Raw genomic sequence first — 12,733 nt, forward strand, 5'->3', positions numbered from 1 at the left:
GGATACATCACCTTGAAAAGCCGATTTAACAAATTTATAACGACATTTGCTGCTATTCTAATGTTGTTTTCTTTATTTTCACCATACGTAGGAGCAACACCTGAGGGTGAGTCCACTTCGTCGAATTTGCCCGATTTAAGCACTACAGTCACTAGTGCTACTTATGCTACTTATGAGATTCCGGTAGAAGTGCCCAGCACATATGCTGAGCCTACCAATACTGTGACCACTACTGATGCGACCTATGCAGATGGAGAATACCTGATTGATTACAAACCTTTAAGAAAGACAGTCAGCGGTAACACTAGGGATTCAAGCTTCAAAACAAACTATACCTATCCTGGAGATTTGATCATTAAGGATGGAAAATACCATTTTTCATTTAAGTTTGCGGAATCTCAAGGTCTTTCGAAATTTTTAGTTGAACAAAACGGGGAAACAGTTCCCGCAAAAATAGAGGTGGATTCTGGGAAAACTTCCGGGACTGTAAGCTTCGATGTTTATGATTTTCATCAAAATGTAAATACGGAGTTTGGATTTAATAGCAGTTCTCCATGGTATGTAGATACCGATCCAGACCGTTCAGTGAAGGAATGGATTGAGTTTGATCCTTCCAGTTTGAGACTTAAAAACTCAACGGAGAATCCAACGGTTCCACCTGTAACACCACCGGTAACGCCTCCTAATACAGGAGAGAAACTCGCTGATTTGGACTTTACCCTTTTGAAAGATGAAAGCAACGAAAAGTCAATGATGGATGGGTATACGGAGAAACCAGGCTCTCTAATTGAGCGTGGTGGTAAACGATATGTCCAATTTACATTAAAGAACAGTAAGCAGATTGATGGTTTCAAGGTAGAGCAAGATGGAGTGTTAACCGACACCTCTGTTGTAAGTGAAGATCAAACTGCGAATACACGAATGATCGAGTTTGAAGTAAAAGATCTGCCTGCCAAGCTCAACGCATGGGTGAGCATCAACTGGCCTGAGCTGGGCTACGTGAATACTTATAATGTAGATCTTCAGCTGGCTTCTGTACCCGTACCATCAGATTTGGCGGATGGAACGTACTCGATTAACTTTAACGCGCTGCATGCCACAAAAGATCAAGCGTCAGCCATGGCACAATATCTGTTGTCTCCAGCGACTTTGACGGTATCGAAAGGGCAAAAAGAAGTTTCCTTTACCATTAAAGACAGCACCACAGTAACGGAGTTCAAAACAGAACAAAACGGAACGTTAACAGATGCGGATATTGTAAGTGAGGACAAGACAGCCAATACGCGTGTTGTGAAATTCAAAGTAGCGGATTTGGACGCGATTTTAAATGCACAAGTACATGTGAGCACGACCTATCCAGGTGGGGTTTATGAGATGGATCATAAGCTTCGTCTGCAATTTGATAAGAATAGTATTACAGGAAATGGAACCTCTCCAGAAACAAGTTCCAATCTGGATTTCACCCTTTTAAAGGATGGAACCAATGAAAAGTCAATGATGGATGGTTATACAGAGAAACCAGGCGCTTTGATTGAACGTAATGGCAAGAAGTATGTACGTTTTACATTGAAAAACAGTAAGCAAATTGATGGCTTTAAGGTAGAACAAAATGGACTATTAACTAATGTTGCTACAGTAAGTGAAGACAAAACTGCGAATACACGAGTTATTGAATTCGAGGTTAAAGAAATACCTGCTAAGTTAAGCGCATGGGTAAGCATCAACTGGCCTGAGCTGGGCTACGTGCATACTTATAATGTAGATCTTCAGCTGGCTTCTGTACCCGCACCATCAGATTTGGCGGATGGAACGTACTCGATTAACTTTAACGCACTGCATGCCACAAAAGATCAAGCGTCAGCCATGGCACAATATCTGTTGTCTCCAGCGACTTTGACGGTATCGAAAGGGCAAAAAGAAGTTTCCTTCACCATTAAAGACAGCACCACAGTAACGGAGTTCAAAACAGAACAAAACGGAACGTTAACGGATGCGGATATTGTAAGTGAGGACAAGAATGCTAATACACGTGTTGTGAAATTCAAAGTAGCGGATTTGGACGCTATTTTGAATGCACAAGTACATGTGAGCACGACCTATCCAGGTGGGGTTTATGAGATGGATCATAAACTTCGTCTGCAATTTGATAAGAGTAGCATCACTAATGCAACATCCCCGGTTGATCCTGGGACGCCAGGTACGCCTGGAAAAGTTTTAGCTGATGGAACGTATTCGATCCAGTTCAATGCATTGCACGCAACAAAAGATCAAAAATCGGCAATGGCGCAATATTTATTATCTCCGGCAACACTGACGGTATCAAAAGGCAAGTATGAAGCTTCCTTCACGATCAAAGACAGCGCCACAGTGACGGAGTTCAAAACAGAACAAAACGGAACGTTAACAGATGCAGATATCGTAAGCGTGGACAAGAAAGCGGACACACGTGTTGTGAAATTCAAAGTGGCCGATTTGGACGCTATTATGAATGCACAGGTACATGTGAGCACGACCTATCCAGGTGGGGTTTATGAGATGGATCATAAGCTTCGTCTTCAATTTGACCGCAGCAGCATTGCGGTAAAAGGAACAGACGGCGGCACAACTCCCGTGACTGAAAACGGCAGATACAGCATTGATTTCTCTGTACTTAAAAACGGAAGCAATGAAATATCTGTGATGGATGGCTATATGCAGAAACCAGCCACGCTGCTAAGACAGTCCGGTAAAAATGTGATTCAGATCAAAATGGACAAGAGCAGCTGGATCAAAACCTTTAAAGTAAATGGTGCAGAAGCTCCGGTGGTTGAGCAATCGACCTCCGCAGATACAAGAACAGTACAATTTGAAGTGCCAAATCTCTCGGATAAAGTGACAGTGAATACGCATGTGATCGTACCTGGATTGGATTTGGGCGGCATCCCATATGATCACGTATATGATGTGCAATTTCAATTCGAGCCTGCTACTATTCGCAGCTTTGTCGAGCCTTCCTCTACAGGAGCTACAGATCCTATCGTAAAATTGGATTTTGACAAGCTTGTCAATGGGAGATATGCCTTGAAATTCAGCATTCTGTTGTCGGATGGTTCCACAGGAGTGGATTCTCCAGCTCAACGCTTTATCACTAATGAACCAGCGCAATTGGTCGTGGAAGGCGACAAACGGTTTGTAGGTCTGAAGCTGCAAAACAGTAATGAAGTGAAGGCGTTGCGCATTTGGGACAACGCAAGCGGGGACTACCGAGACGCAGAAGTGACCCAGGAAGATGCAGCAAGCAATACGAAGCACGTTCGTTTTAGCGTAAATGACTTTAAAAACAATGTAAAAGGCCAACTAGTTGTCTATGAAGCCCCTAAAGTGGCAAGTGCCACTCCGATGGTCTTTAAGACTGAGGATCGGGTAGAGAAGGTATACGATTTTGAATTTAAATTCGATACCAGTAATGTAGCTTATTACAACGACAAGAAGTCGGCTGAAGCAGAAAAAGGGAAAAACAACTTAGCGGATGGAGAGTACACTGCGAACTTCCGTGTGCTTGCGAACGGAACGGACAAGGAATCTCTAGCGGCTCCTTTTGTACAAAATCTAGCGAAATTGATTGTGAAAAATGGTAAGGTTCAGGCCCATGTAACCGTTACGGACAACCAGGCTTTGAAGCTATTCCAAACGGATTTTGAAGGCCGTTATGCCAATCCGACGATTATGGGTTCGGACACCAAAGGTGATACGCACACTATTGCGTTCGAAGTGCCTGATCTGGATAAAAAGTTGAGTGTGTACACACAGGTATATCTGCCTGAGAAATACATTCTAAATGAGAAATTCGGCGGACAGATTCAATTTGACCGTGCATCGCTTAAAGGTGAGGGAGTCAATGCAGCTACAACTGCAACCGCTACTGAACCGACAGCGGCCTCTACGGACAAGGCAGCAGAAACGACCACACCTGTGGCTGAAACAAAACCAGTAGTTGAGCAACCGGTTCAAACGGCTCCTGAGAAGCAATACACGATTAATTACAACGTATTTAAAGACAAAACGAGTGAAGCTTCCGTTATGGACGGTTATCTCGACAAGCCAGCTACACTGATTGAAAAGGGAGACAAGCGCTATATTCAAATTACTTTGAAAAATAGTTCCTGGATGCCAGCTCTCCAAGTAGAGCAAAACGGTACCCTGAAAGATGTGGAAGTAATCTCGACATCCGGCGATACACGTGTCGTTCAATTCGAGGTAGGGGACTTGTCTCAGAAAATTGGTGCTTACACACACGTCATTGTGCCTGGTTTGGTTCTTGGCGGAGTGCCGTATGATCACTGGTATACAGTTCAGTTCCAATTTGATGAAGAAAGCCTAAAAGCGAAGTAGCCTCAGGTTGTGATAATCAATGTAGTCTGAATAACAGCAAAGTTTGTACGCAAGCAAGTCTTGGTGCCCCGGCATCAAGACTTGTCAGCATTTACATACCCGAGGAATTTGCAAAAATCCAATAAGCGACTTCTAATGAACAATATGTAGATCGAAATGGTCTAGTTCGTCTATATATTGCACCTTGGAGCGACTGGGATCGAATTTTGCAAAATCCTGATACCCGAAAAGTTGGGGCTCCTACTGTTTTTCTATATTTTGAATTGAGGTGACTGGATTTTCATGAAACGGTATATAGCATTGGCTCAAGGAAAAACATTTGGTTTATATATGTTAATCGGCATCGTGATCTTGTTGCTGGCTGGATGTTCGGGAGGGGCACAGGCCGGGCAGAATCAGAGCGATGGTTCGAAATCAGCGGCAACATCTAATGCAACCGGAAAGTCGTCTGACGGTAAAGCTCAAGCTCCTCGTATTGTGGCGACTACGGTAGCCATTGCGGAAATCACGAATGCACTGGGCCTGGATTTGGCAGGCAAGCCGACAAGCACAAAAGTGCTGCCTGACCGTTACAAGGATGTGCCTGATGTGGGTAATCCGATGAGTCCTGATATGGAAAAAGTGATGTCGTTGAAGCCGACGGACGTACTGTCGGTGACGACACTGAAATATGATCTGGAGCCTAAATTTAAAGATTTGAAAATCAATGCCGAATTTTTAAATTTTGAAAGTCTCGCGAATATGCAAAAAGAAATTCAAAAGCTGGGAGACACGTTTGGCAAAGCCGATAAGGCCAAAGAGATTAATGGAGCTTTGGATGCGAAAGTAGCCGAGATTCAACAAAAGATCAAAGGGAAGAAATCCCCTAAAGTATTGATTTTGCTGGGAGTACCGGGAAGCTATCTGGTGGCTACCGAGCATTCCTATATTGGGGATCTGGTTAAAATTGCAGGGGGAACCAATGTGGTTCAGGGCGAGAAGGTGGAGTTCATTGCCCACAATACCGAAGCCTTGCAGCAATCCAACCCCGATATCATTTTGCGCGCTGCACACGGGATGCCGGATGAAGTAGTGAAAATGTTCGATGAAGAGTTCAAAACTAACGATATCTGGAAGCATTTCAACGCTGTGAAAAATGGGCATGTCTATGATCTGCCTGAACCGTTGTTTGGCACAACAGGGAATTTAGCGGCAAACTCGGCGCTGGATGAGCTGATGAAAATGCTGTATCCTTCGAATTAAAGGAAGCTGATGACATGTCCAAAAAAGGTTGGAGCCTTATTGTTGTAATTGTCTTGCTCGTTGGCGTCATGCTGTATTCAGCGATGACAGGCAGTCTCAAGGTGGATTTGAGTCAGTTGGTGACCGGATTGTGGACAGGTACAGATGATCAGGTGAATGTGGTCAAGGACCTGAGACTACCGAGAATTTTCGTGTCCGTAATGGCAGGTGCAGCCCTTGCAGTAGCGGGTGTTTTACTGCAAGCCGTCATGAAAAATCCGCTGGCGGATGCTGGGGTTATCGGCATTTCTTCGGGAGCGGCATTGATCTCGCTGATTGCGGTGACGGTCTTTCCGGCGCTTTATTTCTGGATGCCGTTCTTTTCATTTATTGGCGGTGCGTTAGCCTGCCTAATGGTTTATGGATTTTCATGGAAATCTGGCTTGCATCCGATTCGTCTCATTCTGATCGGGGTAGCTGTGAACGCCATTTTTTCCGGCCTAGGTCAGTCATTTAACTATCGAGGCAGTTATGCAGTCACCAGCATTAATCAGGTTACCACTTCAACCTTGTCTATGAAAAAATGGGTAGATGTCGAGGTTATTGTGACCTATGGCGGGATTGGGCTAATTTTAGCCATGCTCGTGTTCTCTTGGTGCAATTTCTTGTCCCTTCAAGATAAAACAGCTAAAAATCTAGGATTCAATGTAACGCGCGCACGACTTTTGATTTCTGTGATTGCAGTGCTGCTTGCAGCAACGGCTACAGCCATCGCAGGAGTAATTGCCTTTATCGGCCTGCTCGTTCCGCATTGTGCCCGCTACCTGGTTGGCTCGGATCATAAGTGGCTGATTCCATTTTCCGCATTATGTGGCGGCTTGCTGTTGCTGCTCGCGGATACACTGGGGCGGACAGTGCTTGCTCCCAATGAAATCCCGGCTTCTATTATTATGGCCGTCATTGGCGGGCCGTTCCTGATATTCCTGATCAGAAAGGCGGATCGCACCTATGGACATTAAGGATATAACCTTCTCATATGATCGGAAAACGGATCGTCTGCACGCTATTAATGCTGTTATTGAGTCGGGACGGATTACGACCATAATTGGTCCCAACGGATGCGGCAAATCGACGCTGCTCAGCGTGATGTCCAACAATGCTGTTCCCCGCTTGGGCCAGGTGATTCTGGACGGCAAGGAGATAGCCCACTACAAGCCCAAGGAGCTGGCCCGTCAACTGGCGGTAGTCCATCAGCAGAATGAGGCACCTTCCGACTTGACTGTAGAAAAACTCGTCAGCTTCGGCAGGTTGCCCCATAAGAACATGTTCACAGCGAGACGTGATGAGGATGAGGAAGCGATCGAGTGGGCGATAGCCTGTACTAATCTGAACGAACGTAGAACTCGCACGTTGGATCAGCTCTCAGGAGGAGAACGGCAGCGTGTATGGATTGCAATGGCCTTGGCACAGCGGACGCCAATTTTATTTTTGGATGAGCCAACTACCTATTTGGATATGTACTACCAGCTTGAAATTTTAGAGCTCATTCGGCAGTTAAACCAGGAACATGGACTGACCATCGTGATGGTGCTGCATGATATCAATCAGGCTATTCGGTATAGCGATGTGATGATTGCCATGAAGGAAGGGCGTATTATAGCGAACGGCCCACCTACAGAGGTCGTTACATCTGAGCTGATCCAGGCGGTCTATGACGTGGAGGTCTTAATCAAACAGGATGATGAAGCGGGCATGTACCTCATTCCGATAGGTGTCGGGGTTTCCTGACATTTACAAGCGCACGGAACATCAATGCTGCGACTGAATAACGCGTCTGTCCTCACGGCATCTCAACGAATTTAAAACATGAAAATGGTTCTGGTCCATGTGTTTGTCAGGTGACAATCGTGGAGACAGAAGCATTTTTTATTTTATTTATAAGATATTGGATGAGATTCAGGGGCGGTTATGCTTATACTACGGTTCGAATCCGATCTTTTGTGTGTTATACTATTGCCGTCGGTAATTTTGTGTTTAGCACTTTACTAATGATAAGGATGGTATGCTTATATGATCAGTACAAGCGGCGTAACGCTTCGTTATGGTAAACGCCCACTTTTTGAAGACGTAAATATCAAATTTACTCCTGGGAACTGCTACGGCCTGATTGGGGCGAATGGCGCGGGTAAATCCACCTTTTTGAAAATTCTTTCCGGTGAAATTGAAGCCAATTCTGGCGAGGTTCACATGACACCGGGTGAACGGATGGCAGTCCTCAAGCAGAACCATTATGAATACGATGAATTCCCGGTTCTGGAAACCGTTATTATGGGCCACACGCGTCTGTATGAAATCATGAAGGAAAAGGATGCGCTGTATGCCAAAACGGAATTTACCGAAGCGGATGGTCTACGTGCCGGTGAGCTTGAAGGTGAATTTGCGGAGCTGAACGGATGGGATGCCGAGCCAGATGCAGCTTCCTTGCTGATCGGTCTTGGTATTCCCCGCGACCTGCATGACAAGAACATGTCTGAGCTGAGTGGTAATGACAAGGTACGTGTTCTCCTGGCTCAAGCGTTGTTTGGTCGTCCGAACAATTTGCTGCTTGATGAGCCTACCAACCATTTGGATCTCGAATCCATTCAATGGCTGGAAAATTTCTTGATGGACTATGAAGGCACCGTCATCGTTGTATCCCATGACCGTCACTTCCTGAACAAGGTATGTACGCATATTGCGGATATCGATTTTGGTAAAATCCAGATGTACGTCGGAAACTACGACTTCTGGTATGAGTCTAGCCAGCTTGCGCTTGCCTTGACTCGTGATGCCAACAAGAAAAAGGAAGAGAAGATCAAGGAACTGCAAGCCTTTATTCAGCGCTTTTCCGCGAATGCTTCCAAATCCAAACAGGCAACTTCACGTAAAAAACAACTGGATAAAATTACGCTGGACGATATCCGTCCATCGAACCGTAAATATCCTTTCCTGAACTTCAAGCCTGAACGCGAAGCAGGCAAACAACTCCTGACAGTAGACCGCCTCAGTAAAACCGTTGAAGGCGAGCAAGTACTGAATGAGTTCAGTCTGGTTGTGAACAAAGGCGATAAAATCGCGTTTGTTGGCCCGAACGGTTTGCCTAAATCGACGCTCTTCCAGGTGTTGATGAACGAGATCGAAGCGGATAGCGGAGAATTCTCTTGGGGGATTACAACTAGCCAGGCTTATTTCCCGAAAGATAATTCCACCTATTTTGAAGGCGTGGATATGAATCTTGTGGAATGGCTCCGTCAATATTCCAAGGATCAGGACGAAACGTTCCTGCGCGGTTTCTTGGGACGTATGCTTTTCTCTGGAGAAGAAGCGCTTAAGAAAGCAAGTGTGCTGTCCGGGGGCGAAAAGGTTCGCTGTATGCTGGCGAAAATGATGCTGAACGGTGCCAATGTGTTGCTGCTGGAAGAACCGACCAACCACTTGGATCTGGAGTCCATTACAGCGCTGAACAATGGTCTGATCGACTTTGACGGTACTATATTGTTCACATCTCATGACCACCAGTTTATTCAAACGATCGCGAACCGCATCGTAGAAATTACACCAAACGGCGTAATTGACCGTACGATGAGTTATGATGAGTACTTGGAAAATGAAGAAATCGCGAAATTGCGTGAACGTATGTATCCGGTAGAAATTGGCTAACTTCAGCAACTAGATAAACGAAAGAGGAGCTCCTTCAGGCCATTAAGATGGCAGGGAGACTCCTCTTTTTCGTTTTTGTACCATGCCCATAGCTTACTTGGTTCTGGCAGTGAGGTACGCCAGACCTTTGATACCCTATAAAGGCTATGAGGTGGATTATGATCCGCCTGTACGACGGCGTTGGTTGTTCGGCTTCTTCGTATTTTGGCTTTTCAGTGTTTTGGTGGAACCGCCTTGAAAGCCGCCCTGCTGTGAAGCGCCGGACTGCTGTTTTTTTTGTGCCAGCTTTTCCCGAATGGCATCTGCGAGATTAACTTTACGTGGTTCATTGGCATCGCTCATGAATAAATTCCTCCTGTTGCCGCCAGATTCATGTCAATCATGCTGGATTGAAGAAAAACGCGGCTGTTTCCTCATTTTATACGTTTTTAAAAGAAGGGACAAGGGCAACAATGATAACACACATCTGGGGTGGGGTGGAAGAGAAAACGTCTGTTTTTTGTGTGAAGGAAAAAATGTTTTGTGTAACCTACAGGAATGAGGCCTGGCAATACTTTTTCGTTGTTACTACAGCGATGCAGAGCGGAAAGACTGTTTCTCTAGACCCACACAAAGTTCGTCTGCTATCCTGAAAATAACAGTTAACCAAAGAAAAATTGTTATTATTCAGGGCAGCAACGCTGCTATTTTTATTTTAGGCCCGGTGAGATCGTTCTGCTGGAAACTATATATTTGAAGGAGTGTCCTACGTTGTGGTAAATGTCTATGAAGAAATACGAAAAGGCGAGCGTGGGGCGTGGGTGAGCATTGCTGCTTATCTCTTGCTATCCGCCTTTAAGCTGATTAGCGGATATATATTTGCTTCTAGCGCGTTGCGGGCGGATGGGTTCAACAATGTCACCGATATTATAGTGTCGGTCGCTGTACTGGTTGGACTGAGAATTTCCCAAAAACCACCGGACTCTGACCATGCCTATGGACATTTTCGCGCAGAAACGATCGCGGCGCTGCTGGCGTCCTTTATTATGGCTGTCGTCGGTTTGCAGGTGCTTATTGATGGGATAGGGAGCATTTTCAAGGGCGGAAAGCAAATACCGGATATCACCTCCGCGGGTGTAGCTGTGATTTGTGCAGTGATTATGCTGGGAGTGTACCTTTACAATAACAGACTGGCACGGCAAATTAACAATAAGGCTTTGCTGGCGGCGGCCAAGGATAATCTATCGGATGCACTTGTCAGTGTTGGGGCAGCAGTTGGCATTATCGGCGCACAGTTCGGGCTACCCTGGCTGGATACTGTAGCTGCGATCGCGGTAGGATTTATCATTTGTAAAACAGCATGGGATATTTTTAAGGATTCCACGCACAGCTTGACCGATGGATTTGATGAGCAAGAACTGTCTGACTTACGGAGTACGATTGCCTGTATACCTGGAGTAGAGGGGATTCGGGACGTTAAGGCACGTGTACACGGCAATCATGCGCTGGTGGATGTGGTCATTGAGGTGGATCCGCAACTCAGCCTGATTGAAGGGCATCGGATCAGCGACCGGATTGAGGAGCGCCTGCAAGAGGTTCATAACACGATGCATGTCCATGTCCATGTAGAACCCAAATTATAGATTAATTATTGAATAGTTAGTATTAAAAGTGACTTTAGACCTATATGCAAAAGCCGTATACGCTTCCTTTTGTGACGTTTGGATTATATCTCTCTTCCTGCTGCTTTTACTATAATGAAGGCATGTCCGGCTATATTCGTCGGAATTGGATATGCTCTTCAAATTCGTAAAAACAGCCAGGAGGTGCAACATTGAGAAGACGCGTGATGGGAATGCTCATGACGTCAGCCGCGCTGTTGGCAGCAATTCATGTGGCGCCGGGTCAAGTTGACGCAGCGGCATCAACAGCATCCACAGGACAGAAGGCGGTTATTCAGGCGGCTGTAAAGCTTAGATCCGGTCCTTCGACTACAGGGGATGTAGTCAGCTTTATGAAGCAGGGAGAGGCCGTAACGGTATTGGAGAAAACGAACAGCTATTGGTATAAGATCAAGACTTCTGATGGAGTAACCGGATACACTAGCAGCTCCGACAAGTACATAAAAATTGGCGCTACCAGCGTCGCTGCTGCTGTCACCCCGTCTACCACTCGTAAATCGGAAGCCACAGAGTCAGTTAAAAATGTTTCAGCTAAAGAGGCAGTGGCCTCAGTGAATAGTTCTGCCGGTCAAACGAAAGCCACGATTCAAACGTCCGTTCGTTTGCGGGCGGAGGCATCCACTTCTTCCGAGGTTTTGGGCTATTTGAATGCAGGGGATGTCGTTACGATTACCGACCCAAGTAATGCTTATTGGTTCAAGGTTACCAATGCTGATGGTACGGTGGGCTACGTCAGCTCGTCTCCACAGTATATTCGTATTGGTGAGGGCGTTGTTGTGCAGCAGCCTGTGTCTGCTCCGGTGACAACCACTCCTGATACTACCGCAATACCTGCGACAGCCTCTCCTGTGTCAACTATGAACATGTTTTCCGGTGATGCAGCGGCTGCAATAGAGCAGGTTATTAACACGGGGATGACTTATCTCGGAACTCCATATGAATATGGTTCAGATCGCAACAGTACGGCTACTTTTGATTGCTCGGCATTTACTCGTCAAATTTTCCGTCAGGCTGTAGGTATCCAGCTTCCGGCAGATTCTCGTTCACAGGGTGAGTGGATCAAGCAAAACAGTCAGCCGAATACGGACATGACTACGCTGAAGCGTGGTGATTTGCTCTTCTTTACAAATTATAATGCATCTTCCGGGGCGTACACGTCCTTGGATAATTCCTCCCAAACGATTACACACGTAGCTGTATATTTGGGAGACAACAAGCTTCTCCATACGTTTTCTGTAGCGGGTGGCGGTGTAAAAGTTACGGATTTCAGCAAGCCTTGGCAGGATCGTTTCCTGTTTGGGGGCAGCGTGATTCAATAGAGCGCTGCTAAATGTTAAAAAGCTGCATCAAAAAAGGATGTTCCACAGCCCTGTTAACCAGGGTGGGAACATCCTTTTTTTATAAACATTTAGAATATTACTTTTGTGCAGCTAGCATCCGATAACTATGAAACCCGTTTTCTTCCGGTAAAGAGTGAAATGACGAACAATACCAGAAATATCACAAATAATATTTTAGCGATTGTAGCAGCTATGGACACGACGATACCAAAAAAACCTAAGATCCCGGCGATCACAGCAAAAATTAAGAATAAAGCGGACCATTTTAGCATGTTCTGTATCCTCCTTTAATTGTATATAATGTGGCATACTCACGCTCCGATAGAGCGTGGTTGCAGATGACAATGACTTCTATAGATTATTCGTGGCTGTGCCATCGTTATATGGTGTTTTAAACGGTGCGAGAGTCCGTGAATCATAACGTTTGGAGCGGAGAAGAAG

The 12,733-nt window shown here is 45.6% G+C and carries 9 protein-coding genes; 7 read left to right on the top strand and 2 right to left on the bottom strand.

What is annotated here, in order from left to right; translation table 11 throughout:
- Window positions 1-12: 12 nt before the first annotated feature.
- From MHB46_RS19030 to MHB46_RS19050, 5 genes are all read left to right on the top strand, one after another.
- The gene (locus MHB46_RS19030) at window positions 13-4,371 is read left to right on the top strand and encodes an NEAT domain-containing protein (RefSeq protein WP_341163121.1); all 4,359 of its coding nucleotides are present in this window, start codon (window positions 13-15) and stop codon (window positions 4,369-4,371) included.
- A gap of 282 nt (window positions 4,372-4,653) precedes the next feature.
- Window positions 4,654-5,613: a heme ABC transporter substrate-binding protein IsdE gene (isdE, locus tag MHB46_RS19035; protein WP_341163122.1), complete on the top strand. Its 960-nt coding sequence runs from the start codon at window positions 4,654-4,656 to the stop codon at window positions 5,611-5,613.
- A 14-nt stretch (window positions 5,614-5,627) separates the two neighbouring features.
- A complete protein-coding gene (locus MHB46_RS19040; RefSeq protein ID WP_069290386.1) occupies window positions 5,628-6,611 on the top strand; it encodes a FecCD family ABC transporter permease in 984 nt (327 codons plus the stop codon).
- Window positions 6,601-7,380, top strand: coding sequence for an ABC transporter ATP-binding protein (locus MHB46_RS19045; RefSeq protein ID WP_165179355.1), 780 nt, complete (start codon window positions 6,601-6,603; stop codon window positions 7,378-7,380). The genes MHB46_RS19040 and MHB46_RS19045 overlap by 11 nt, the downstream gene beginning before the upstream one ends.
- A 282-nt stretch (window positions 7,381-7,662) precedes the next feature.
- Window positions 7,663-9,291: an ABC-F family ATP-binding cassette domain-containing protein gene (locus MHB46_RS19050; RefSeq protein ID WP_013311942.1), complete on the top strand. Its 1,629-nt coding sequence runs from the start codon at window positions 7,663-7,665 to the stop codon at window positions 9,289-9,291.
- A gap of 156 nt (window positions 9,292-9,447) precedes the next feature.
- On the opposite strand, the gene MHB46_RS19055 is transcribed toward MHB46_RS19050, so the two are convergent.
- Window positions 9,448-9,633 carry a hypothetical protein gene (locus MHB46_RS19055; protein ID WP_029517162.1) on the bottom strand — a complete coding sequence of 62 codons (186 nt, stop codon included), beginning with the start codon at window positions 9,631-9,633 and terminating at the stop codon, window positions 9,448-9,450.
- Between the two features lie 410 nt (window positions 9,634-10,043).
- Here MHB46_RS19055 and MHB46_RS19060 point away from each other — a divergent pair, with 410 nt between their 5' ends.
- Window positions 10,044-10,913: a cation diffusion facilitator family transporter gene (locus tag MHB46_RS19060; protein ID WP_341163123.1), complete on the top strand. Its 870-nt coding sequence runs from the start codon at window positions 10,044-10,046 to the stop codon at window positions 10,911-10,913.
- 191 nt (window positions 10,914-11,104) lie between these two features.
- Window positions 11,105-12,271, top strand: a complete 1,167-nt coding sequence (locus tag MHB46_RS19065; RefSeq protein ID WP_061831469.1) for a C40 family peptidase — start codon at window positions 11,105-11,107, stop codon at window positions 12,269-12,271.
- A gap of 125 nt (window positions 12,272-12,396) precedes the next feature.
- On the opposite strand, the gene MHB46_RS19070 is transcribed toward MHB46_RS19065, so the two are convergent.
- Window positions 12,397-12,564 (bottom strand): DUF1328 domain-containing protein, encoded by a 168-nt coding sequence (locus tag MHB46_RS19070; RefSeq protein ID WP_028541846.1) that lies wholly within the window; start codon window positions 12,562-12,564, stop codon window positions 12,397-12,399.
- Window positions 12,565-12,733: the final 169 nt, after the last annotated feature.

The sequence above is a fragment of the Paenibacillus sp. FSL H7-0703 genome (genome assembly GCF_038003485.1).
GTDB classification, from domain to species: Bacteria; Bacillota; Bacilli; order Paenibacillales; family Paenibacillaceae; genus Paenibacillus; species Paenibacillus polymyxa_B.